This is a genomic window from Pannonibacter sp. CBAS1226 (genome assembly GCF_055685825.1).
This window is the reverse complement of the sequence record NZ_JBVOUO010000002.1, coordinates 169,328-193,356: the sequence shown is the minus strand read 5'-3', so window position 1 is coordinate 193,356 and position 24,029 is coordinate 169,328. Positions and strand designations below refer to the sequence as shown.

Below are 24,029 nucleotides of genomic sequence, written 5' to 3'. Positions count from 1 at the left end.
GGTCAGAAGGTCAGCCATCAGCCGATGCGAGCCGAAAGGGCCGCCGGATCGAAGGCCAGGATTGCGCCCGCCGCTCCGGTGACATCGCGGGCAAGGCCCGCTGTCTCGCCCAGCAGCGTTTCGGCAAAGTGCCGTGCCAGCAGGCGGCGGTGGGCCTCAGCTGCCGGGTTCTGCCCGTCAGCCGCCATCGCGCCCTTGACCAGCAGGGCACCACCCAGCGCCAGACCGGCCAGCCGCAGATAGGGCGTTGCACCCGCCAGCGTTTCCGCCACCCGGCCATCGGCCTGCGCCTGCTTCAGCCAGTCTGTCGCGGAGGACAGGCCGTCGAGGGCGGGCAGAAGATGGGCGGCAGCGGCCTTGATATCTACATCCGAATGGGCAGCGGCGGTCTCCGCAATTGCCTTCAGTTCGGCGATAAACCCGTCCACATGTGCCCCGCCCTCCAGCGGCAGCTTGCGCTGTACGAGGTCAATCGCCTGAATGCCGTTGGTGCCCTCATAGATCGGCGCAATGCGGGCATCGCGCAGGTGCTGGGCGGCCCCCGTTTCCTCGATGAAGCCCATGCCGCCGTGAACCTGCACGCCGAGCGAGGCCGATTCCACACCGAAGTCGGTGGAGAGCGCCTTGGCGATGGGCGTCAGCAAGCCTGCGCGGCTTGCCCAATGCGCCCGCTCTTCCGGCGTTGCGGCCAGATGCGCCATGTCGATGGCATGGGCGCAGGAATAGCAGATGGCACGGGCCACCTGCGTGCGGGCCTGCATGGCGAGCAGGGTGCGCTTGATGTCGGGATGCAGGGCAATGGGGCTCATGCTCTCGCCCTTGTCGCCGGGAGCGCGGCCCTGACGCCGGTCCAGCGCATAGGCCAGCGCCTGCTGGAAGGCGCGCTCGGAAACGCCCAGCCCCTGCACGCCCACCGCGAGGCGGGCGTTGTTCATCATGGTGAACATGCAGGCGAGGCCCCGGTTCTCCTCGCCGATCAGCCAGCCGGTGGCGCCGCCCTCGTCCCCATAGATCATGGTGCAGGTCGGCGAACCGTGGATGCCGAGCTTGTGCTCGATGCCCGCGCAGCGCACATCGTTGCGCGCGCCGAGCGAGCCATCGTCATTGACGAAGAATTTCGGCACCAGGAACAGCGAGATACCGCGCGTGCCTGCAGGCGCATCCGGGAGGCGGGCCAGCACCAGATGGATGATGTTGTCCGTCAGATCGTGCTCGCCATAGGTGATGAAGATCTTCTGCCCGAAGATACGGTAGCTGCCATCGGCGTTGCGCTCCGCCCGTGCCTTCAGCGCATTGAGATCGGAGCCTGCCTGCGGCTCGGTCAGGTTCATGGTCCCCATCCACTCGCCGGACACGAGCTTGGCGAGGTACTTCTCCTGCAATTCCGGCGCCGCGTGCTTTTCCAGCGCCTCGACGGCGCCCATGGTCAGCGTCGGGCCAAGGGCGAAGGCCATGGAGGCGGAGTTCCACATTTCCAGCGCGGCGATGTTCAGCATCACCGGCAGGCCCTGCCCGCCGAAGTCCGTGGTGGCGGCCAGCGCGTTCCAGCCGCCCTCGATCCAGTGATGATAGCAATCGCGCCAGCCTTCCGGCGTCGTCACCGTGCCGTTGGCGAAGGGTGTACCCTGCCTGTCGGCGATCTTGTTGAGCGGGGCGATTTCCTCGGCGGCGAAACGCCCGGCCTCGGTCAGAATGGCTTCGACCAGATCCTCGCCAAGCTCTTCCGCGCCATAGGCGTCCCGGACTTGCGGCAGTCCGGCCACATGCTTGAGCGTGAAGGCAATTTCGGCGAGAGGCGCGCGATACATCCTGTTTCTCCCTGCTGTGGACGCGCTTGGTGCTTGACGTGGACCGCTGAAGTCCGCAAAAGCCGCGCATCTCATGTGTCTCCTGCGAACGTACCGCAGTTTACGTAAACGTCAATACGTTACCCAGAGGCAGGCCGCGCCGTTTTCTGTTGGCACAGCGCAGCCGCCCCGGCTTCCGGAGCCCCAGAATGCAGCGCTGGCCCATCGATTTGAAGTCCACCGACTGGATGATGTCCGGCCTGCTTCAGCCGGTGGTGGAGGCGCTGGCCGGGGGCAAGCTGGTGGCCGTGCCGACGGAAACCGTCTACGGCCTTGCCGCCGACGCCACGAACGGGCGCGCCTGTGCCGGTATCTATGAAGCCAAGGGACGGCCGAGCTTCAATCCGCTGATCTCGCATGTGGAGAGCCTCGAAGCGGCGGAGCAGCACGGCCTGTTTGATGACAGGGCAAAGGCGCTGGCCGCAGCCTTCTGGCCGGGGCCGCTGACCATGGTGGTGCCGCGCAATCCGGCATCCCCCATCGCCAGCCTGACGACTGCAGGCCTCGACAGCGTTGCGCTGCGCGTGCCTGCCGCGCCCGTCATGCGCTGGCTCGCCAGCCGGCTTGGCCGCCCGCTGGCGGCGCCCAGCGCCAATCTCTCGGGCCGCATTTCAACAACAGATGCGGATGCGGTGATTGCGGATCTGGGGGACAAGATTGCCCATGTCATCGACGCAGGCCCCTGCCCCATCGGCATCGAATCCGCCATCGTCAGCCTGACGGGCAAAACTCCGGCGCTGCTGCGGCCCGGCGGCGTTCCGGCGGAAGAGATCGAAGCGGTGCTGGGCTGCCGCCTGATCCGCGCTGCCGCCGATGATCACGCGCCGCAGGCCCCCGGCATGCTGACCTCCCATTACGCCCCCGCTGCCGCCGTGCGGCTTGAGGCGAGCAGCATTGCAACGGGCGAGGCAGCGCTGCTGTTTGGCCCCGAAGGTCTGCCCGGTGCAGATCAGGCAAGGGCCAGCCTCAACCTCTCCCCCACCGGCGATCTGGTGGAAGCAGCCGCCAATCTTTTCTCTGCCCTGCGCCAGCTGGATGCGAGCGGGGCCGCTGTCATCGCAGTGCAGGCGGTCCCCGGCGAAGGACTGGGCGAGGCGATCAACGACAGGCTGCGGCGCGCCGCTGCCCCAAGGTAAGAGCACGTTGGTCAAGCCAGGACGTCATCCTGCTGAAATTTCCTAGGCTGATCCGCGTAAGCAATTTACCTGCCTGAATATTTCGCCAATATCAGACCCGTTGAACCCCGTTGATGAGCTGGCTTATGCACAGCCTGACCGGCATTTTTTACTGTAATCACCTGCGTAAGGCGGCACAGAATCAGCTACCAATAGTCTTGAGGACAGGAGATGCAGCGGACCTCCCCCGAGCATAGCGATGCTCGCACCTTCAGAAGGACTTGACCTTGTGGCCAAGTCCTTTCTTTTGTCTGCTGCCCCCTCAAGTTCCCTTCTCCTCAGCAATCAGCGCAAGCGTGACCTCACGGATTGACAGGCCGGGATGAAATGCCGCTCACTGGCACCCCTGTTCTTGCGGAGGAGCGCAGTTCCTTGTCCACCCTTCTGATTTCCCATCCCTGCTTTCTCGATCACCTGACGCCCATCGGCCATCCGGAGCGGCCGGACCGGTTGCGTGCCATCGACAGGGTGCTGGAGCACGAGCGGTTTCAGGCGCTGGAGCGGGAAACGGCCGCAATGGGCACGGTGGAGGCCATCGCCCGGGCCCATCCCATGGCGCATGTGGACCGGCTCTACAAGGCTGCGCCGGAAGAAGGGCTGGTGCGGCTCGACGCAGACACGACGCTTTCCCCCGGCAGCTGGGAGGCGGCCCTGCGCGGCGCAGGCGCGGCCTGTCAGGCGGTCGATGAAGTGGTGACCCGCAAGGTCAGCAATGCCTTCGTGGCATCGCGCCCGCCCGGCCATCACGCGGAACATGAGCGGGCCATGGGCTTCTGCCTGTTCAACAACGCCGCGATTGCCGCCCGCCACGCGCAGGCCGTTCACGGCATTGGCCGCGTCGCTATCGTCGATTTCGACGTGCATCACGGCAATGGCACGCAGGACATTTTCTGGGCCGACCCGTCCGTCATGTATTGCTCCACCCACCAGATGCCGCTTTACCCCGGTTCGGGTGCCGCCAGCGAGCGCGGCGAAGCGGATACGATCGTCAACGTGCCTTTGGCCGCAGGCGATGACGGCGCCATCTTCCGCGAGGCTGTGGAAACCGGCATCCTGCCGCGGCTGGAAGCCTTCAAGCCGGAACTGATCATCATCTCTGCCGGTTTCGATGCCCATGCGCGCGATCCGCTCGGCGGGCTCAATCTGGTGGAAGCCGATTTCGGCTGGATCACCCGCGTGCTGATGGATGTAGCGGACCAGCATGCCGGTGGGCGTGTGGTCTCCCTGCTGGAAGGCGGCTATGACCTTGAAGGGCTGGCCCGCTCTACGGCCGCCCATGTCATGACGCTGATGACAGGGTAGGAAACTTCGGCAAAACAGGATTGTCAGGCTTGACGCCCGGCAGCGTTCCGGCAAGGGTCGCCAGCCTGACCAACCGGCGAGGATGACACCATGGCGAACGGAACGCTTTCCCACGACGAAGCTGCGGCTCTGGCTGCCCTGTCCTTTGAAGAGGCGCTGAGCCAGCTGGAAAGCATCGTCAGGGCTCTGGAACAGGGCAATGTGCCGCTGGAAAAGAGCATCGAGATGTATGAGCGCGGCGACCGCCTGCGTGCCCGTTGCGACCAGCTTCTGAAAGCTGCGGAAGAAAAGGTGGAGAAGATCCAGCTTGGCGCTGACGGCCGCGCCGCAAAGACAGTGCCGCTTGACCCTGAGGCCTGAACGGCCCGTCACAGAGGTTCATAAGCCGATGGAGGCGGACGGGAACAGCCGGACACCCGGGTGCGGCAGGCCTGACGATCCTGTTGCCGCTCTCAACAGGGAGCTTGAGGGGCTTCTGGATGCCATTCTGGAACCCGCCGGCTGGCCACGCATCTGCAACGCACTGAACCAGATACTTGACGCAAGGCTTGTCTTGCTGACGTTCGGACCGGACGGACGCCATGATGCACGCTTTTGCGACAGGGCCGTGGCCGAGCCGGTTCTCGTTCATCTGGCCCGCAGCCAGGTGGAAAGCGGCAAATCCATCATAGCCTATATGCTGCATGATGCGGATCAGCTGACTTTCCATTGCAAGCGCAAGATCAGCAGCCCCGCTCAGAGCCCGGCGCCGGCTCCCCCTGAAGCGCAGGATGACCTGCGTTCTAAAAAGGCGCTGATGTCCCGTATCTATGACAGGAACGGGCAGAAGGCTCTGCTCGCCGCGTTCCGTGAGGCCCCGCAGCCGCCCTTCGGCACGCAGGAGCTTTGTCTCATCGAGTTGCTGTCCAGGCGCCTCAATTTGGCGCTGGACTGTGCTGCCCGCATTGGCGAGGCCCGGCAGCAAGCGGGGCAGATGCGGCTGATGCTGCAATCCGGCAGCCACTTGTCCCTTCTGATCGACAGCACGCGGCGGATTGTCACGTCTTGCGGCACCACGCTCGACGAACTTGGCCTGAACGACCTTGTGGAAGTGCGGGCGGGCAGGCTGAACATTCTTGCCAAGGAACTGGAAGAGAAGCTGGATCCGCTGCTCGACCGGCTGACGCCGGGCCTCCTGTTCGGATCCGGCCGCTCGGCAAAGCGGGAAACGGATCTGTCCCGGCCGCAGGAGCTTGTTCTCATCACGCAAAGCGGGACCCCGTGCCGCATCGTGATGACAGTGACCGGGCAGGAGGGACAGGAAGGCGCTTCCCATGTGCTGATCCGCATTCATCTGCCGCGCAATCTGCCCGAAGAAATCGGCACTGCGCTGCAAGCGGTATATGGCCTGTCGAAAAGTGAGGCGCGGCTTGCCTTTTTTCTCGTTGTCAGCGGCTCCCTGACAGACACGCTGGATTCGCTGTCCGTCACGCGCAACACCGCCAAGACCCATCTGCGCAGGATTTATGAAAAGACCGGCACGCGGTCCCAGCTGGAACTGGCTCAGGTGATCTTCAGGCTCGCGAGCCTCTATCCGTAACCTGACCAGTCCCCTCAAATCCCCAGGCGGTTTCCGCTGGATAAGCTCACCACGCCTGACGTAAGGTCATCCATGGCTTTAAAAAAAAGGACCGTGCCGAAACACGGTCCAAGTTATCACTGTGCACGTGGCCCCATCGACCACGCGTAACCCTTAGGACATTTCAAACCTTGCTGCATCACCCTTTCGGGTGACAATCAGGGGCTTATGGTACGATTTTTCAGCGCCTGGATTGCCATTCGCTTCACGACTCCCGCTCCGGAACCTGACGGGCCTTGCCGAACGGTTTGCGCCGCCCAGATGGTTGGTGTAAGGCTCGAACCTTGTTTGCGCCGCATCATTGCCGTGTCATGGAGTGACCCAAAGCGTGTCTTCTAAGCCGCATACCCCTTTGCTTGACGGGATCACCGGCATGGACGCCCTGCGCGCCCTGCCCGAGAGCGACCTGCGCCAGCTGGCCGAAGAACTGCGCACGGAAACAATTGATGCAGTCTCCCAGACCGGCGGGCACCTTGGCGCGGGCCTTGGCGTCGTCGAACTGACGGTGGCGCTGCACTATGTCTTCAACACGCCCGATGACCGGCTGATCTGGGACGTGGGTCACCAGTGCTACCCGCACAAGATCCTGACCGGACGGCGCGACCGCATCCGCACCCTGCGCCAGCCGGGCGGCCTTTCGGGCTTCACCAAGCGCAGCGAAAGCCCGTTTGATCCCTTCGGCGCGGCCCATTCCTCCACATCCATTTCCGCCGGCCTCGGCATGTCCGTGGCGCGGGATCTGGACGGGCGCAGCAACAATGTCATCGCCGTCATCGGCGACGGGTCGATCTCCGCCGGCATGGCCTATGAAGCCATGAACAATGCCGGGGCGCTCAACTCGCGGCTGATCGTCATCCTCAACGACAACGACATGTCCATTGCCCCGCCGGTGGGCGCCATGTCCGCCTATCTGGCGCGGCTCGTTTCGGGCCCGACCTACAAGTCGCTGCGCGATGCGGCCAAGAAGATTGCCCACACCCTGCCGCGCCCGCTGCAGGAAAAGGCGGCGCGGGCCGAGGAATATGCCCGGGGCTTCTGGACCGGCGGCACCCTGTTCGAGGAACTGGGCTTCTATTACGTCGGCCCGGTCGATGGCCACAACATGGACCATCTGCTGCCCGTCCTGAAGAATGTGCGCGACACCCACCAGGGGCCGGTGCTCATTCACGTGGTCACACAGAAGGGCAAGGGCTACGCCCCGGCAGAAGGCGCCAAGGACAAGTATCACGGCGTCGCGCGCTTCGATGTGATCACCGGCAAGCAGGACAAGCCCAAGGCCAACGCGCCGAGCTACACCAGCGTCTTTGCCCGTGCGCTGGTGGAAGAGGCCGAGCGCGACGAGAAGATCGTCGGCGTCACCGCAGCCATGCCCGACGGCACGGGCCTTGACCTGATGCAGCAGGTGTTCCCCACCCGTGTCTTCGACGTCGGCATCGCCGAGCAGCATGCCGTCACCTTCGGCGCGGGCCTTGCCAGCGAAGGCTACAAGCCTTTCGTCGCCATCTATTCCACCTTCCTGCAGCGCGGCTACGATCAGGTCGTGCATGACGTGGCCATTCAGGGCCTGCCCGTGCGCTTTCCCATCGACCGTGCGGGGCTGGTGGGTGCCGATGGCCCCACCCATGCAGGTGCCTTCGACACGGCCTTCCTCGCCTGCCTGCCCGGCTTCGTGGTGATGGCGGCCGCCGACGAAGCCGAGCTGAAGCATATGGTGGCAACCGCTGCAGCCTATGACGAAGGCCCCATCTCCTTCCGCTATCCGCGCGGTGAGGGCCTTGGCATCGAGCTGCCGGAACGCGGGCAGGTGCTGCCGGTCGGCAAGGGCATCATCCGCAAGGAAGGCACCAAGGTGGCGCTGCTGTCCTTCGGCACCCGTCTGGCGGAGTGCATGACGGCGGCGCATGAACTGGATGCAGCCGGTCTTTCGACGACCGTGGCCGACGCCCGCTTCGCCAAGCCGCTGGATCTGGATCTGCTGACACGGCTCGCCCGCGAGCACGAGGTGCTGATCACCGTCGAGGAAGGCTCCGTTGGCGGCTTCGGCAGCCACGTGCTGAGCGCGCTGGCCGAGCTTGGCGCGCTGGACAAAGGCCTCAAGGTGCGCACCATGACCCTGCCGGACCGCTATCAGGACCATGACAAGCCGGACGTGATGTACCGCGACGCAGGTCTCAACGCCGAAGGCATCATGCGCAAGGTCTTCGAGGTGCTGGGCAAGGACGCCGCCGGTCTTGCCCTGCGCGCCTGAGTGCACCGGCACAGCAGAACGAAAATTTTCACAACCACCGGGTAGACTGCTGCCGCGCGTGCGTTGAGGATGACATCATGATCAAGGCTCTGGCCTCCATCTCCGCCCTGCTTGCCTCGGTGGCGCTGCTGCTCGTCGGCCACGGCCTGCAGGGCACGCTGCTGCCGCTTGCCGCCCAGCAGGCGTCCTTTTCCGATCTCGAAATCGGCTTCATGTCGTCGTTCTACTTTGTCGGCATGGTGCTCGGCTGCCTTGGCTCGCCCTACGTGATCATGCGTGCCGGTCATATCCGGGCCTTCGCGGCGCTGGTTTCGCTGATGTCGGCTGCCGTCATCCTGCACCCGGTGCTGATGGACCCGATCTCGTGGAGCCTCATCCGCGCCATCTCGGGCTTCTGTCTCGCCGGCTTCTACATGATCGTCGAAAGCTGGCTGAACGAGGCCGCCGACAACCGCAACCGCGGCACCATCATGTCGGTCTACATCGTCGTGCTCTATGCAGCGATGATGGTTGGCCAGGTGTCAATTTCCGCAACCGGCATCAGCAGCTTCCTGCCCTTTGCCGTGGCCTCCGTTATGGTCAGCCTCGCGGTCATCCCCGTGTCGCTGACCAACGCCAATCAGCCGGCGCCGATCACGCTGGTGCGCTTCCGCCCGGTGAAGCTCTACATCACCTCGCCCGCCGCCCTTGTCGGCTGCTTCCTTGTCGGCGTCGCCAGCAGCGCCATGTGGACGCTGACGCCGCTCTATGGCTCGCAGATCGGCCTCAGCAATGATCAGGCCGCGTTCTATGCCGCAGCCTTCATCGGCGGCGGCGTGCTTGCACAGTGGCCCTTTGGCCGCCTGTCGGACCGTATCGACCGGCGTTTCGTGCTCGTCGGCCTTGCCATGGCGACATTGACGATGGCCTGCCTGATTGTTGTCTTCAAGCCATCAAACCCGCTCATCGCCACCTTGATGACCATGAGCGTCGGCGCCTTCCTGCAGCCCGCCTATTCCGTCGCCGTCGCCCATGCCTATGATCATGCCGACCCGGCGGAATATGTGGAAACCTCTTCCGGCCTGCTGCTCGCCTATGGCATCGGCTCGATCCTGGGCCCCATGTCAGCCTCGCTGCTGATGTATGTCATGGGCTCGGAAGGACTTTACGCCCAGGTGGCTTTGGTGCAGGTGGTGACGATCCTGTTCGTCTCCGGCCGTCTGCTGGCCCGCAAGACCCCCTCGCGCGCCGACAAGACCGACTTCGAATATGCCGCGACCGCGCAGGTCGGCTCGGTCATCGCCCCCGATCCGCTGGACACGGCCGATCCGCTCATCATTCCGCCGGAAGAATTCCCGGCCTATGACACGCAGGCCTTCGATCCGGCGGAACCCGGTGTCACGGAGGAAAATGTCCCCGGCGCCGGACAGGACACGGAAAAGACGGATGGCACCGCGTGAGGGGCAAGGTGCGGCAAATTTGCGCTCGCACACTGCACAGGAAATAGTCATAGTGCGCCCATGAAGACGCCTTCGAGCCTGTTTGCAATCCTGCGCACGGAACGCACGCCATTCGCACTGATGGCGGTGATTGCCCTTGTCTTCAGGCTCTTCCTGCTGGCTTCGCCTGCCCATGCGGCGGCGCTGGCCGGGGATGTGGACTTCGGCAGCATCTGTCTCGGCATGAGCCAGAGTGTCGAAGCTACCCTGCCCGGCGATACGCCTGCTGAAGCACCCAGGGCGCCGCATGATCCGGCAGCCTGCGTCTGTGCCACGGGCTGTCACATTGCCATCACCGGCCCGCTGTTTGCCGCGCCCTTGAGCGATTCAAGCCTGCGCATTCCGGAAGCGGCGGTCCTGCCGCTGCTGCAGAACCAATCCCTTCCCGTCACCGAAGCCTTGCTGACCGGCAAGGCCATCCGGGCACCGCCTGCGGCCTGACATCTGCCCGCAAGCAACCCTGATGATCTGCGGTACGCCTGATGCTGCCGCCTACATGACTGGAAGATACACATGACCATTCTGAAGACCCTTGCCGGTGCTGCCGCCGCACTCGCCCTGCTTGCCTCCTCCGCCATGGCGCATGAGTACAAGCTCGGCGATCTCGTCATCAACCACCCCTGGACCCGTGCCACCCCGCCGAATGCTCCGGCAGCCGGTGGCTTCCTGAAGGTGCACAACGGCGGTGCAGCCGATGACAAGCTGATTTCTGCAACGTCCCCGGCTGCAGGCCGCGTCGAGCTGCATGAAATGGCGGTTGTCGACAGCATCATGAAGATGCGGGAAGTCGAAGGCGGCATCGCGCTGCCGGCCGGTCAGGACACCGAGCTGAAGCCGGGCGGCCTGCACATCATGCTCATGGAGCTGAAGGGACCGCTGGTGGAAGGCGAAAGCATTCCCATGACCCTGACCTTCGAAAAGGCAGGCCCCATCGACGTGACACTGAAAGTCGAAAAGATGGGCGCCAAGGGCAATGACCACGGCAGCCACAACGGGGCAGCCCACAGCCACTGAGAGGGAACATGTCTTCTCTGAAATTCATCCGCTACGGCGCTTGGGCGGCAGTTGCCGCCCTCGCCATCGGCGCAGGATATGTCACCGTCTCGCAGATGCAGACCGGCGGCGGCGGGGCGCAGGTTGCGTCCGTTGCCAGCATCGGCGGCCCCTTCACGCTCGTGCGCGGCGACGGCACGACAGTGACCGACAAGGATTTTGCCGGCAAGCCGCTGGCCATCTTCTTCGGCTTCACCTTCTGTCCGGATGTCTGCCCCACCACCCTGTCGGACCTGCAGGGCTGGATCGAGCAGCTCGGGCCGGATGCGGACAAGATGAGCTATGCCTTCGTGTCGGTTGATCCGGAGCGCGACACCCCGCAGGTGATCGGCGACTATGTGGCGGCCTTCGACCCGCGCATCACGCCGCTGACCGGCTCGCGCGAGCAGATCGACGAAGTGATCAAGGCCTACCGCGTCTATGCCAAGAAAGTTCCGCTGGACGGCGGCGGCTATACGATGGATCATTCGGCGATGATCTACCTCATGGATGGCAGCAACCGCTTCGTCGGCACCATCGCCTATGAGGAAGATCAGGCAACTGCCCTGCAGAAGCTGAAGAACCTGATCGCCCGCAACGGCGCCTGACAGCTGGCCCCTGCAGAGGCAGGGGAGCCAGGACAACGGGAGACTTGGACGTGGTATCCGGACGCTGGATCGCGGCAGGCGGGCTGACGGGCGGAGCGCTGATTGCGCTGGCCGGTTTCGGCTGGCTGCGCTATGGCGAACAGCTCTATTTCGATGTTCTGGTGGCCGGCCTCGCCGGCTGCCTCTGAACACCAGCCTCACCCCTCCGGAACCCCGCCCGCATGTCCAGCCGCCAGCGCCTTGACCAGTGCCTTGCCGACCTCGGCCTTGCCCCCAGCCGCGCCCGTGCGCGCGATGCCATTCTGCGCGGCACGGTCAGTGTCGATGGCGTGGTCATCACCAAGCCGGGTCAGCTTGTTGCTTCCACCCAGAAGATCACGCTGGCCGACCCTGCACAAAACTACGTCTCCCGCGCCGCGCTAAAGCTGCTGGCAGCGCTGGAGGCCTTTCCAGTTGATCCTGCCGGCAAGACCTGTCTGGATGTCGGCGCGTCCACCGGCGGCTTCACGCAGGTGCTGCTGGAGCGTGGTGCGGCCCGTGTCCATGCCATCGATGTAGGCCACGGCCAGTTGCACGAGCGCATTGCTTCCAACTCGAAGGTCAACCGCCGTGACGGGCTCAACGCCCGTGACCTGACGCTGGCAGACCTTGAGGGCGAGGCGCCGCAGCTGATCGTCTCGGACGTCAGCTTCATTTCCCTGAAACTCGCCCTGCCTCCGGCCCTTGAGCTTGCAGCACCCGGCGCCGAAGCCATTCTTCTGGTCAAACCGCAGTTCGAGGTGGGCCGTCAGGGCATCGGCAAGGGCGGCCTAGTGCAGCCGGATCTGGTGGGCCCTTGCGCCGAAGACCTGCGCCTCTGGCTCGATGCCCTGCCCGGCTGGAAGTCTCTCGGCCTCATCCCCTCCCCCGTCACCGGCGGCGACGGCAACCGCGAGTTTCTGCTCTACGGCCGCAAGAACGGCTGAGGATAAGCATTAGGCCGCCGTCCTTCTCTCACCGTTGGTAAAGCACAGCGCAATCGAAGCACTTCATACCTTAGAAAAAGGCAGCAGTTTGGTAACTTCGGCACGGTGTTTCAGCCCCCCTCCCCCTGGTGGGGAGGGGGTAGGGGTGGGGGGAACGCCTCTCCGTCCGGCAGAGAAAACCAATTGATCCCGAGTTGCAGTTCGTGATGACTGCCAATTTAGAAAAATATCTATCTTTCAGTAAGTTGCGGGCTCAGAGCCCCCCACCCCTTACCCCTCCCCACCAGGGGGAGGGGGGCGGCAAAAGTCCCGCCAGGAAACAAATGCATCACTACGGCTATACGTCTTTAATTGATTGAAGAATTCGGCTGCGCAAGAAGAAGGGCTTCTGTCACAATATCTCCCCCGCAATTCCGCGCTTGCGGTTGAGGGCGGGCCGGGGTATCGCACGGCGATGACGGACGCGACAATCGACATCACCATCACCGCCCTCGGCCACCTGGGCGACGGGCTGGCTTCTGGCCCGAAAGGCCCCCTTTTCGTTCCCGGCGGCCTGCCGGGCGACGTGCTGCGCGTGAAGGCGCAAGGGGACCGGGCCACCATCCTCGAAATCCTCACCCGCAGCCCGGCTCGCGTCGAGCCCACCTGCCGCCATTTCGAGGCCTGCGGCGGCTGCTCGCTGCAGCATATGGCCGAGCCCGAATACCTCGCCTTTAAGCGGGATCAGGTGGTGCGCGCTCTGGAAGACCGGGGCATCGAGGTGCCGGTGGATGAAGTCATCCCCAGTGCGCCGGGCTCCCGCCGCCGTGCCGTGCTGACGGCCGTGCGCGCGGGCCACAAGCTGCTGCTCGGCTATCACGAGCGCGCCAGCAACCGGCTGGTGGACATCACCGAATGCCCCGTTCTTGATCCGAAGATCGTGGCCGCCGTGCCGGGCCTCAAGCGCCTTGCCGAAGTGCTGATGCCACGCAAGGGCGAGCTGCGGCTTACCGTTCTGGCAACACAGGCGGGACTTGATGTGGCGCTGGCCAATGTGGCGCCCGGCATCGAGAAGAAGCTCGTGCAGCTCTCCGGCCTGACGGCGGATCTCGGTCTTGCCCGCCTTTCCGTCGATGGCGAGATCATTCTGGAAGCCCGCGCCCCGGCCCTGCCGATGGGCAAGGTGGCTGCCGTTCCGGCGCCCGGCGGCTTCACCCAGGCCACTGCCGAGGCCGAAGCCCATCTGGCCACTCTGGTTCTGGCAGCCCTCGGCAAGTCGAAGAAGGCGGCCGACCTTTTCGCGGGCATCGGCACCTTCACCTTCCGCATGGCCGAAACCATGTCCGTGCATGCGGTGGAAGGCGAGGCCGCAGCCGTGGCCGCTCTCGACCGTGCCTCGCGCCAGCCGGCAGGCCTCAGGCAGATCACCTTCGAGCGGCGCGACCTGTTCCGCCGGCCGCTGATGGCAGCAGAGCTGGCAGGCTTTGATGCCGTCACCTTTGATCCGCCGCGCACGGGCGCGCAGGCTCAGGCCGAGCAGCTGGCCCTTTCCAGGGTGAAGCGCATTGCTGCCGTCTCCTGCAATCCGGCCACCCTCGCCCGCGATCTGCGCATCCTGATCGACGGCGGCTTCAAGGTCACCCGCGTGACGCCGGTGGACCAGTTCCTCTACTCCCCGCATGTGGAAGTGGTGGCTGCGCTGGAACGGGCGTAACGGCAAGACAGGACGTTCACGTTTGCGTGCTCGAGGCTCATCAGCCTCGAACTGGCATAAAGGCGCATTAGTGTACCAGCTGGCGAATGGCACCGCCCGGGGGCGGGCCATCATCGACAGGGAGCACATCATGAATGACATGACGCCCATGCAGCGCAAGACCGCACGGGATTTCCCGCAGGAACTGCTCGACCTTTACGACTTCTATGCCCACGGCAAGATCACCAAGCGCGACTTCCTGGAAAAGGCCGCCAAGTTTACAGTCGCGGGCGTTACGGCCGCCATGCTGCTGGATCAGCTGACCCCCAACTACGCCCTCGCCCAACAGGTGGCGCCCGATGATGCCGGGATCGTGGCGGAACGCATCACCTATGCCTCCCCCAATGGCAATGGCGAGGTAAACGGTTATCTGGTGAAGCCCGCAGGAGCCGCTGCAACGCTGCCGGCCGTGCTGGTGATCCATGAGAACCGGGGTCTCAACCCCTATATCGAGGATGTGGCACGGCGGCTCGCCAAGGCCGGTTTCATGGCGCTGGCGCCGGATGGACTCACCTCCGTTGGCGGCTATCCGGGCAATGACGACAAGGGCCGCGAGCTGCAGCAGACGGTTGATCCGGAAAAGCTGATGAATGACTTCTTCGCCGGTTTCGAGCATCTGCTGGCCCGCGAGGACGGCACCGGCAAGGTGGGCGCGGTCGGCTTCTGCTATGGCGGCGGCGTGGTCAATGCCATTGCCGTTGCCTATCCGGAGCTTGCGGCGGGCGTGCCCTTCTACGGCCGTCAGGCGCCGCTGGACGGCGTTCCGGCCATTCAGGCACCGCTGCTGCTGCAATATGCGGAGCTGGATGAGCGCATCAATGCGGGCTGGCCCGCTTACGAGGAAGCGCTGAAGGCCAATGGCAAGACCTACACGGCCTATATCTATCCCGGCGTGAACCATGGTTTCCACAACGACACCACGCCGCGTTACGACGAGGCCGCCGCAAAGCTTGCCGAAGAGCGCACCATCGCCTTCTTCAAGCAACATCTGGGATAGGCGCGGAACCTGGAGCACTTTCGTTGAAAAACGGGCCGCCGAGAGTGCTCTATTTCTTTGTTTTCACGCAATTCCGGACGCAAAACCGGTTCCCACTTTTGCTGGAATTGCTCTAAAGCTGCAGGGCCTCCCGCAGTGCCAGACCGGAGCGGGTGTCGAGGTCCAGATCCATTTCGATGTGATCGATGTGATGGATGATGAGGGCCTCGGCGCCCTTCGCATCCCCCGCTTCAAGCGCATCGACAATCTGGCGGTGCTCGTCCAGGCCGCAACTGGACGAGCCTGTCCGTCCGTAAAGCGCAATCACCAGCGAGGACCGGGCGATCAGTTCCTCGATAAAGCGCTGCAGGATCTGGTTGCCGCCGATGGCGGCCAGCAGCAGGTGAAATTCACCTGAAGCCTTGATCTCGGCGCGGCGCGCGTTCGGCCCGCGCGCATTCATGTGGCCCTGCTCTTCGATCAGATGCTCGCGCAAGCGGGCAAAGTCGGCGGGCGTGGCGTTCTCGATCACGGAAGCCACAATCCCCGGTTCGACGAGCCGCCGTGCAGCGAAAAGCTGCCGGGCTTCCGCAGGCGTCGGATTTGCCACGAAGGCCCCACGGTTGCGCTCGAACCGCACCAGCCCCTCAAACGACAGCATCTGCAAGGCGGCGCGGGCGACGGTGCGGCTCACATCGAACAGCGCACCAACTTCGCTTTCGGTGAGCTTGGCGCCGGGCGCCAGGCGGCGGTCAACGATGGCATCGCGCAAATGATCGCGGATGGCCTGGGTGCGGTCATCCCCGGCCTGCGGCCCGTCCTGTGATGTCGAATCGATGGCGCCCATGGCTCCCCTGTTCTGCCCACCATTTCTTACTCCGAAACGCGCAGGATGAAATCCCTTCTTGCATACATCTGCCGGAAAATATTGCATACAATTTATTCAGTTCATTGAACGCAATCGGGTATTTTTTAAGCAGCGCGTGGACCGGGCATCGGCACAAATCACAGGCTCAACCGGCATTCCTTTTCAAAACAACAGGTTAGGTGGCCGGCCGCAAACTGGCACGAATGATGCGAAGCGATGGTCCAGCAAGGAACGCCGCATGAGCAAAGCAGCCACCATCGAAATCGCCTCCGTTTCCAAGGTCTATGGCACGGCTACGGCCGTCCGCTCGATCAGTCTCAAGATTCCGGCCGGAAGCTACTGCTGCCTGCTGGGGCCGTCCGGCTGCGGCAAGTCGACGACCTTGCGCATGATTGCCGGCCATGAGGCCATTTCGTCGGGCGATATCCTGCTTGGGAACACGATGATCAACGATCTGCCGCCCGCAAAGCGCGGCACGGCGATGATGTTCCAGTCCTATGCGCTGTTTCCTCACCTCGACGTCACCGATAACGTTGCCTTCAGCCTGAAGATGAAGGGCGTGGCCAAGCCCGAACGCCGGGCCAAGGCGCTGGAAATGCTCCGCCTGGTGCAGATGGAGCCCTATGCGGAGCGCCGCCCGGCGCAGCTTTCGGGCGGGCAGCAGCAGCGCGTTGCCCTCGCCCGCGCCCTGATCACCGATCCGGAAGTGCTGCTGCTGGATGAGCCGCTGTCGGCGCTGGACCCGTTTCTGAAGATCAAGGTCCGCGCCGAACTCAAGCGTCTGCAGCACCAACTCGGCATCACCTTCGTTCACGTCACCCACAGCCAGGAAGAGGCGATGGCTCTGGCTGATCTGATCGTGGTCATGAACGATGGCCGGATCGAACAGGCCGCAAGCCCCCGCACCATCTTCGAGCGTCCGGCGACGGCCTTTGTTGCCCGCTTCATGGGCGACCACAATGTCATCACGGGGCGCGTTGCCAGCACCACCGGGGACAGCGTCCTCATCGAGACGTCCGGCGGCGGCAGTTTCGCAGCATCCGGGCGAGCCGCGGAAACCGGCAGCACAGCCGATATCGCCGTGCGCACCCACAAGGTCAGGCTGGCGCAACCGGCAAGTCCGGGCCTCGGCTTCACCGGCATCATCACCAACATCGAATATCTGGGCCCGACCGTGAAGCTGACGGCGGAGGGGCCAGGTGTGGAAGAGTTCACTGCAATCGTCAGCGACGGCGCTTTCTACACGAATCCCGTCAAGCGCGGCGAGGCCGTTCCATTCGCGTGGGATGCCGAAGACGCCATCGTTCTTGGCCGGATTTGACCAGATCTCGCAGCATCAAAAACAAGGGGACATGCCATGACAGACCAGACCAGCAGCAAGACTGATATTTCCCGGCGTTCGCTTCTCAAGGCCGGGGCTGCGGCCGCCGGTCTTGCCGCCGGTTCGGGTGCCATCACCGGCTTCCCGACCATCTGGGCGCAGAACCCGATCACCCTGCGCCAGTTCGGCACCGGCGTTTCCAACCTCAATGCCATTGCCGAAAAATGCAAGGAAGACCTCGGCATCACGCTGGAGATGACGGCGAGCGATTCCGATGCTGCCGCCCAACGCGCCGTCACCCAGCCGGACAGCTACGATATTGCCGACATCGAATACTGGATCCTGAAGAAGGTGTTCCCGTCCGGCGTCATCCAGCCGATGGATACCTCGCGCCTCACCTATTACGACAAGATCGTGCCGCTGTTCAAAACCGGCAAGCTGCTGCCGGGCAGCGTGATTGCGCAAGGCACGGCACCCCACACGGTGGGCTTCGTCGAAGGGCCGGACAGCCGCACCTTTGCCACGGGCGAAACCGGCTGGTTCACCATGGTCCCGACCATCTACAACGCCGACACCCTGGGCATCCGCCCGGATCTGGTGGGCCGCGAAATCACGACCTGGGCCGATATCATGGACCCGGCCTTCCGCGGCAAGACCTCGATCCTCAACATCCCCTCCATCGGCATCATGGACGCGGCGATGATCATGGAGGCGATGGGCAACATCACCTATGCCGACAAGGGCAACATGACGGTGCAGGAGATCGATGCCACCATCGACTTCCTCATCGAAGCCAAGCGCAACGGCCAGTTCCGCGCCTTCTGGAAAAGCTTCGACGAGAGCGTCAACCTGATGGCATCGGGCGAAGTGATCATCCAGTCCATGTGGTCACCCGCCGTCGCCGCCGTCCGTTCGCGCGGCATTGCCTGCAAATACCAGCCCCTCAAGGAAGGCTACCGCTCCTGGGGCGGCGGTCTTGGCCTGGCCGCCCACCTGTCGGGTGCCAAGCTCGACGCGGCCTATGAGTACATCAACTGGTACACCTCCGGCTGGGTCGGCGGCTATCTCAACCGCCAGGGCTATTACTCGGCCTGCATGGAAACGGCCAAGGACTACATGTCGGCGGATGAATGGGGCTACTGGATCGAGGGCAAGCCTGCGCAGGGCGACATTCTTGCCCCCGATGGCACGGTCATGGAAACGGCCGGCGCCGTGCGTGACGGCGGCTCCTTCGAAGAGCGCATGGGCAAGGTTGCCTGCTGGAACTCGGTCATGGACGAAGACCGCTACATGGTCCGCCGCTGGAACGAGTTCATCGCCTCCTGATCATCGCATCCCCCTCCTCCCTGCTGCCGCGGGGAGGAGGACCGGTCACAGTCAGCGGATATTCCCTGGGAGACAGCCATATGGCATCGCAAGCCGCAAAGCCGTCAGCGGTTCCGGTCACGGGCACACCGGCCGCCGGTGTGCTGACCGCGTTTTTTGACCGGTTCTCCGCCTATCTCCAGGCCTTTCCCCTTGCGGCCATTCTGGGTTTTTTCCTGCTGGCTCCCGTCCTGATGATCGCGGTGGTGAGCTTCTGGGATTATGACTTTGCCCGGCTCTACCCGGATTTCGTCATGACCAACTATGCCGAAACCCTCGGCTCCCGGGTGACCTGGCGGATCTATCTCAACACGCTGAAATATGCGGTCATGGTCTGGGCCATCACGCTGGTCCTCGGGTTCTGGGTGGCCTATTTCCTTGCCTTCCACATCCGCACGGCCGCCATGCAGATGGTGCTGTTCCTCGTCTGCACCGTGCCCTTTCTCACGTCGAACATCATCCGCATGATCTCCTGGATCCCCGTGCTGGGGCGCAACGGGCTGGTGAACTCCGGACTGATACAGGCCGGGATCATATCCGAGCCCATCGAATGGCTGCTCTATTCGGACTTCGCCATCGTGCTGGCCATGGTGCATCTCTACACGCTGTTCATGGTGACGCCGGTCTTCAACACGCTGATGCGCATCGACCGTTCGCTCATCGAGGCCGCACGGGATGCGGGCGCCAGCAGCTTCCAGATCCTGTGGAACGTCATCCTGCCGCTGGCAAAACCCGGCATGGCCATCGGCACGATCTTTGTCGTCACGCTGGTGATGGCCGATTTCGTCACCGTTCTGGTGATGGGTGGCGGACAGAGCGCGTCGGTGGCGCTGATGATGCGCAACCAGATGTCCCTGCTGCAATATCCGGCGGCCGCCGCCAATGCGGTGGTGCTGCTGGTTGTCGTGCTGCTGATGGTCGCCGCAATCCTGCGCGCCGTCGATATCCGCAAGGAGCTTTGACATGATCTCCGAAAAACGCGGACGCAGCTTCTGGGTGCTCGCGGTCTTTTTCGCCCTGTTCGTCGTCTTCCTCTACGGCCCGCTGTCGGCCATCGTCATGCTGTCGTTTCAAGGGCCGAACGGCGGGCTGACCTTCCCCATGAACGGCGTCTCGCTGCACTGGTTCCACAACCTCACCCAGCAGCAGGCCGTCGGTGATTTCGGCGGCTCGTTCCGCCGCTCCTTCACGCTCGGACTGATGGTGATGAGCGTGACGGTGCTCGTCTCCCTGCTGGCCGGACTTGCCTTCCGGCGCAGGTTTTCCGGCGCGACGCCATTGTTCTATCTCTCGGTCGCCAGCCTCGTCGTTCCGTCCATCGTCGTCTCGCTCGGGATCGGGGTCATGTTCCAGCAGCTTGGCCTGCGCCCCTCCTGGTACGGCTCGGCCTTCGGGGCGCACCTGACCTGGACATTGCCCTTCGGTGTTCTGATCATGTTCGCCGTCTTCAACCGCTTTTCCCCCTCCTACGAAGAAGCGGCGCGCGACCTTGGCGCCTCGTCCTGGCAGACGTTCCTCCATGTTGTCCTGCCGATGATCGCGCCGATGCTCACCGGCGTCGGGCTCTTCGGCTTCACGCTGTCCTATGACGAATTCGCGCGAACCCTGATGACGGCAGGCACCTACAACACGCTGCCGCTCGAAATCTATGCCATGACCACCAATGTAACGACGCCTGTACTCTATGCCCTTGGCACCGTGACCACCCTGTTCTCGCTGACGGTCATCGGCACGGCGCTCGGTGTCATCGTCTGGCTCAACCGGCGCAGGACCAAGGGATGACGGCCATCAGCAACCAGCGTATTCTTGTCATCAATCCCAACACCACGGCATCGATGACACAGACCATTGCCAAAGCCGCCCGGGGGGCGGCCGCACCATCCAGCGACATCTGCGCGGTCACCTCCGCCATGGGACCGGCCTCAATCGAAGGCTATTATGACGAGGTGCTGGCCATTCCCGGCGTCCTGACGGCCATCCGCGAGGGCGAACGTGAGGGCGCTGCTGCCGCCGTGATTGCCTGTTTCGATGATACGGGCCTTGATGCCGCACGTGCTCTGGCCACCATTCCGGTGATCGGCATCTGCGAGGCAGCGCTCAGCCTTGCCTCCTTTGTCGCCCGGCGCATCACCGTGGTCACCATGTCACATCTGTCCATCGTTCCGGTCGAGGAGCTTGTGCATCGCTACGGGATGAGTTCGCGGGTGCGCGTGCGCGCTGCAGGCGTGCCCGTGCTTGAGCTGGAAAACCCCGCCTCCAATGCGGTGGACCGGCTGCGCAGCGAGATTTCAAGCGCGCTTGGGGAAGACCACGCCGAGGCCATTGTTCTGGGCTGCGCCGGCATGGCGGATCTGGCTGCTTCCCTGCAGCGGGAATTCAGGGTGCCCGTCATCGATGGCGTGGGGGCAGCGGTCAAGCAGGCCGAGGCGCTGCTGGCGCTGGGGCTATCGACCGGCAAGCGCGGAGCCTATTCGACGCCGGCCCGCAAGCCCTTTACCGGTCTTCTGTCCGGTTTTGCCCATGAAGCGGAGCCTGCACAATGACCGGCCCCGTGATCCGCCAGCTCACCACGGCGGAAGTGGAACAGCTCATCGGCTGGGCTGCGGCCGAAGGCTGGAACCCCGGCCTTGACGATGCCGTGGTGTTTCAGGCTGCCGATCCCGGCGGCTTCCTGGGCGCCTTCGCCGAAGGGGAAATGGCTGCCGGGATCTCGGCCGTCCGCTATGGTGAGGACTTCGGCTTCATCGGGCTTTACATCTGCCATCCGGACTTTCGCGGGCAAGGCTATGGCAAAACCGTCTGGAACGCTGGCCTCAAGCACCTTGAAGGCCGAACCATCGGGCTTGATGGCGTGCCGGAACAGCAGGCGAATTACCGCTCGATGGGCTTCGTCTCACAGTACAGAACCATCCGCTACAGCGGACACTCTGCCCGCACGGACAAAGCTGGCGGCATCCGCCCGCTGGAAAGCGCAGACATGCCGGCCGTCGAAGCCTTCGACCGCGCATATTTCCCTGCGCCAAGAACCGGGTTTCTCAGCCAGTGGCTGACGCGGCCACGCCGGGCGCTTGCCGCGTTCGAGGGCAGCACCTTGCGTGGGTATGGGGTGGCGCGCCCCTGCCGCGAGGGCTGGAAGATCGGCCCGCTCTTCGCCGAAGATACCGCCGTTGCCGGATCCCTGTTCGCAGCGCTCGCAGAAGGATGCGAGGGCGGCATCCATATCGACGTCCCGGAGACGGCCGGAGACTTCATCCGCTTTCTGGAAGACGCCGGATTTGCCCCCGGCTTCGAGACGAGCCGCATGTACTGCGGTCCAGCCCCTGCCATCCGGCTGGATGGTGTGTTCGGGATCACGACCCTCGAACTGGGCTAGCAACAGATCCATGCGGCCCGGCTTTTCTTAGCCCCGGCGGGCAAGCACCAGATGGCCGGGCACCGGCTCGCCTTCTTCCAGGCGCACGGTGATCGGGTCCATGGCCAGAATGGTGAAGCCATGCGCTTCGAGCACGCGGGTCAGATATCCCTGGGAATGGGCATAGCGCCGCTTCGGGCCGACGAGATAGTCCTTCCCGCCCAGCGCTTCGTCCGGCAGGGTTTCGGTCGAGAAGCCGAAAACGCCGCCCGGGTTCAGCCGGTCTGCGGCGGCTGCCACAATCCGCTCGACCTTGCCGAGATAGGGGAAGACGTCCGTTGCCGCGATCAGGTCATAGACCGGGCGCTGGCCGTCGTCGTCCTCGAACTCCTCCAGAAAGGCGACCGCCTCGCCGACGTAAAGGTCGGTATAGACCTCCCGGTCGAAGGCGATCTCGACAATCTTTTCGGACAGATCGACGCCGGTCATCTCTTCGCAGATATCGCCCAGCGCCTCACCGGTGAGCCCCGTGCCACAGCCCAGATCCAGCCCGGCGTTGTAAGGCCCCGGCGCATGGCTGCGCAGCTGCTCGCGCAGCAGGAGCGGCACGCAGTAGCCGAGCTGATCGACGAGAATGGCCTCGAACACATCTGCATGCTGGTCGAAGAGCGTCGCCACATAGGCTTCCGGCATGGCATCGGGCGCCGTGTCCCGGCCCATGGCGGCCAGGCGCACGCTGGCGCCGCAATGGTCCGCCGGATCGATGGTCAGGGCTTCCCGGTAGGCGGCTTCCGCACCATCCAGATCCCCGGCCTTTTCGAGCTCGAGGCCCCGGTTATAGACCCCGGCCAGCACTTCCTCGTCGAAGGATGCGGTCTCTTCTTCTTCGGCCATGGTCAGCCCTTTCCTGCGTGCGGTATTTCTGATCGCCTCTTACCGCTCTCCGCCCGAAAAGGACAGGCGCAATCACCAAGCTGGGGAGCGGATCAAAGATCCGTCAACAGCCGGCTCCAGCTTTCCGAGGCAAAGCCGCCCGCATAAAGATCCCCGCGGCGCGCGGCGTCATTGACGCTGGCAAACCGGCTGCCAATGCAGAACAGGCCGCGCGGGGAGAAGCTGATCCAGCGCTGGGAAAGAAGCGCGCGCATCAGGCTGGGTTTTGCCATGCCCTCGGCCATTGTCAGACCCTCAGCCTCGAAGGCGGCCAGCATGGCGGCGGCGGCGTCGAGCTCCCGGCCCTCTTCTGTCAGCAGATGCAGAACCGTTGCCCTGCGCCCATCGCTGTACCAGGCCAGAGCCGCAAAGCTGCCCTTGCCATCTTTGGCCAGGGCAAAGCGCAAGGTTCCGAGCGCAAGGTTCCGGGCGGCAAGGCCGGTCAGCCAGACAAACTCTTCATCCGGCCACAGGGGATGAACCGGGAAGCGGGCAAGCAGCGGTCTTGCGGCCTGCAGGAAACCGGCAGCATCCGTTTCTTCCACACCAAGCCCGGCCCGCTCTTCCGGGACAAGCGCAGGCTTCAGCCACCGGGCAAGAGCATCAACCGCACCACAAGGCAGCAACCCCAGCAAGGGACGCAGACGCGGCAGGCTCTGACCCGCGATCAACCGGGCTGCCGAGGCAGGCCGCATCACCCGCCGCCATGCCAGGCTCTGCGTCGTCAGCACCTGACCGCCACCGGCAATCCAGTGGCTGGCGCTGAGCGGCGAGGCGCTGTCGGACAGGAGGAGATCCTGTGTGCTGGCCCTCAAGCAGCGCGCAATCCGCGCGGCGCCCGACTGCCCCTCCCGCCCTTCCGACATGAAGGAGCACAAAAGCCGCGCCGTGACAGGCCGCCCCTCAACGCTGAAGGCCATGGGAATGGCGAGCACCGCCGCCTTGATGCCGGAACAGGGATGGTCATGCACGAGGCTGCCGGATGCTTCGCTATAGGATGGGCTGCCGAACAGCAATTCGCCGAGATAGGCTTCGAGCGCGGCCGCATCCCTGACCCCGGAGGGCCGGAACACACGGCCAAAGAGCCCAGCGACGACCGGAAGATCATCCCGACGCATCGGGCGCACCAGGCGGGCAGCCATGGGCTCCGGCACTTCAGCCAGGTGATCATTCAACGCGGCCCGCATCTGGCTCCCTTCCATGTCTGGT

The 24,029-nt window shown here is 64.1% G+C and carries 23 protein-coding genes; 19 read left to right on the top strand and 4 right to left on the bottom strand.

All coding sequences use genetic code 11. The features are described 5' to 3' along the window. Positions 1-17: 17 nt before the first annotated feature. Positions 18-1,808: an acyl-CoA dehydrogenase family protein gene (locus AC0CMF_RS07935; RefSeq protein ID WP_374628477.1), complete on the bottom strand. Its 1,791-nt coding sequence runs from the start codon at positions 1,806-1,808 to the stop codon at positions 18-20. Positions 1,809-1,996: 188 nt separating this feature from the next. On the opposite strand from AC0CMF_RS07935, the gene AC0CMF_RS07930 reads away from it, so the two are divergent. From AC0CMF_RS07930 to yghX, 13 genes are all read left to right on the top strand, one after another. Beyond that, entirely contained in the window at positions 1,997-2,983 is a 987-nt protein-coding gene (locus AC0CMF_RS07930) for an L-threonylcarbamoyladenylate synthase (protein ID WP_374628475.1), read from the top strand. 411 nt (positions 2,984-3,394) lie between these two features. Beyond that, entirely contained in the window at positions 3,395-4,324 is a 930-nt protein-coding gene (locus AC0CMF_RS07925; RefSeq protein WP_374628473.1) for a histone deacetylase family protein, read from the top strand. 90 nt (positions 4,325-4,414) lie between these two features. Continuing rightward, positions 4,415-4,684: an exodeoxyribonuclease VII small subunit gene (locus AC0CMF_RS07920; RefSeq protein ID WP_019963041.1), complete on the top strand. Its 270-nt coding sequence runs from the start codon at positions 4,415-4,417 to the stop codon at positions 4,682-4,684. A 193-nt stretch (positions 4,685-4,877) separates the two neighbouring features. Further along, positions 4,878-5,903 carry a helix-turn-helix transcriptional regulator gene (locus tag AC0CMF_RS07915; protein WP_186392931.1) on the top strand — a complete coding sequence of 342 codons (1,026 nt, stop codon included), beginning with the start codon at positions 4,878-4,880 and terminating at the stop codon, positions 5,901-5,903. 367 nt (positions 5,904-6,270) lie between these two features. Continuing rightward, positions 6,271-8,190 (top strand): 1-deoxy-D-xylulose-5-phosphate synthase, encoded by a 1,920-nt coding sequence (gene dxs / locus AC0CMF_RS07910; protein WP_082676107.1) that lies wholly within the window; start codon positions 6,271-6,273, stop codon positions 8,188-8,190. Positions 8,191-8,267: 77 nt separating this feature from the next. Beyond that, positions 8,268-9,629: an MFS transporter gene (locus AC0CMF_RS07905; protein ID WP_374628471.1), complete on the top strand. Its 1,362-nt coding sequence runs from the start codon at positions 8,268-8,270 to the stop codon at positions 9,627-9,629. 60 nt (positions 9,630-9,689) lie between these two features. After that, entirely contained in the window at positions 9,690-10,109 is a 420-nt protein-coding gene (locus AC0CMF_RS07900; protein WP_374628470.1) for a hypothetical protein, read from the top strand. Between the two features lie 72 nt (positions 10,110-10,181). Beyond that, entirely contained in the window at positions 10,182-10,682 is a 501-nt protein-coding gene (locus tag AC0CMF_RS07895; RefSeq protein ID WP_058897760.1) for a copper chaperone PCu(A)C, read from the top strand. A gap of 8 nt (positions 10,683-10,690) precedes the next feature. Further along, on the top strand, positions 10,691-11,308 hold the full coding sequence (locus AC0CMF_RS07890; RefSeq protein WP_058897761.1) for an SCO family protein: 618 nt from the start codon (positions 10,691-10,693) through the stop codon (positions 11,306-11,308). A gap of 50 nt (positions 11,309-11,358) precedes the next feature. Beyond that, positions 11,359-11,496, top strand: a complete 138-nt coding sequence (locus AC0CMF_RS07885) for a hypothetical protein (protein ID WP_157757070.1) — start codon at positions 11,359-11,361, stop codon at positions 11,494-11,496. A gap of 33 nt (positions 11,497-11,529) precedes the next feature. Beyond that, complete coding sequence (locus tag AC0CMF_RS07880; protein ID WP_058897762.1) at positions 11,530-12,273, top strand: TlyA family RNA methyltransferase; 744 nt, start codon at positions 11,530-11,532, stop codon at positions 12,271-12,273. 454 nt (positions 12,274-12,727) lie between these two features. Further along, positions 12,728-13,966, top strand: coding sequence for a class I SAM-dependent RNA methyltransferase (locus AC0CMF_RS07875; RefSeq protein WP_058897763.1), 1,239 nt, complete (start codon positions 12,728-12,730; stop codon positions 13,964-13,966). 148 nt (positions 13,967-14,114) lie between these two features. Continuing rightward, the gene (gene yghX, locus AC0CMF_RS07870; protein WP_058900491.1) at positions 14,115-15,002 is read left to right on the top strand and encodes a YghX family hydrolase; all 888 of its coding nucleotides are present in this window, start codon (positions 14,115-14,117) and stop codon (positions 15,000-15,002) included. Positions 15,003-15,114: 112 nt separating this feature from the next. Here the strand turns inward: yghX and AC0CMF_RS07865 are convergent, their stop codons facing one another. After that, a complete protein-coding gene (locus AC0CMF_RS07865; protein ID WP_374631244.1) occupies positions 15,115-15,828 on the bottom strand; it encodes a GntR family transcriptional regulator in 714 nt (237 codons plus the stop codon). A 259-nt stretch (positions 15,829-16,087) separates the two neighbouring features. On the opposite strand from AC0CMF_RS07865, the gene AC0CMF_RS07860 reads away from it, so the two are divergent. The 6 genes from AC0CMF_RS07860 (at position 16,088) to AC0CMF_RS07835 (ending at position 21,908) form a co-directional block, all read left to right on the top strand. Continuing rightward, positions 16,088-17,170, top strand: a complete 1,083-nt coding sequence (locus AC0CMF_RS07860) for an ABC transporter ATP-binding protein (protein WP_374631246.1) — start codon at positions 16,088-16,090, stop codon at positions 17,168-17,170. A gap of 36 nt (positions 17,171-17,206) precedes the next feature. Next, the gene (locus AC0CMF_RS07855) at positions 17,207-18,496 is read left to right on the top strand and encodes an ABC transporter substrate-binding protein (protein WP_374631248.1); all 1,290 of its coding nucleotides are present in this window, start codon (positions 17,207-17,209) and stop codon (positions 18,494-18,496) included. 80 nt (positions 18,497-18,576) lie between these two features. Then, positions 18,577-19,497 carry an ABC transporter permease gene (locus AC0CMF_RS07850; protein ID WP_374631250.1) on the top strand — a complete coding sequence of 307 codons (921 nt, stop codon included), beginning with the start codon at positions 18,577-18,579 and terminating at the stop codon, positions 19,495-19,497. Between the two features lies 1 nt (position 19,498). Beyond that, on the top strand, positions 19,499-20,317 hold the full coding sequence (locus AC0CMF_RS07845; protein ID WP_374631252.1) for an ABC transporter permease: 819 nt from the start codon (positions 19,499-19,501) through the stop codon (positions 20,315-20,317). Then, a complete protein-coding gene (locus AC0CMF_RS07840) occupies positions 20,314-21,078 on the top strand; it encodes an aspartate/glutamate racemase family protein (RefSeq protein ID WP_374631254.1) in 765 nt (254 codons plus the stop codon). The genes AC0CMF_RS07845 and AC0CMF_RS07840 overlap by 4 nt, the downstream gene beginning before the upstream one ends. Continuing rightward, complete coding sequence (locus AC0CMF_RS07835; RefSeq protein ID WP_374631256.1) at positions 21,075-21,908, top strand: GNAT family N-acetyltransferase; 834 nt, start codon at positions 21,075-21,077, stop codon at positions 21,906-21,908. The genes AC0CMF_RS07840 and AC0CMF_RS07835 overlap by 4 nt, the downstream gene beginning before the upstream one ends. Before the next feature lie 27 nt (positions 21,909-21,935). Here the strand turns inward: AC0CMF_RS07835 and AC0CMF_RS07830 are convergent, their stop codons facing one another. Both AC0CMF_RS07830 and AC0CMF_RS07825 read right to left on the bottom strand, forming a co-directional pair. After that, the gene (locus AC0CMF_RS07830; protein WP_374631258.1) at positions 21,936-22,781 is read right to left on the bottom strand and encodes a methyltransferase; all 846 of its coding nucleotides are present in this window, start codon (positions 22,779-22,781) and stop codon (positions 21,936-21,938) included. A gap of 92 nt (positions 22,782-22,873) precedes the next feature. Beyond that, positions 22,874-24,007 (bottom strand): GNAT family N-acetyltransferase, encoded by a 1,134-nt coding sequence (locus AC0CMF_RS07825; RefSeq protein ID WP_472481422.1) that lies wholly within the window; start codon positions 24,005-24,007, stop codon positions 22,874-22,876. Between the last annotated feature and the right edge of the window lie 22 nt (positions 24,008-24,029).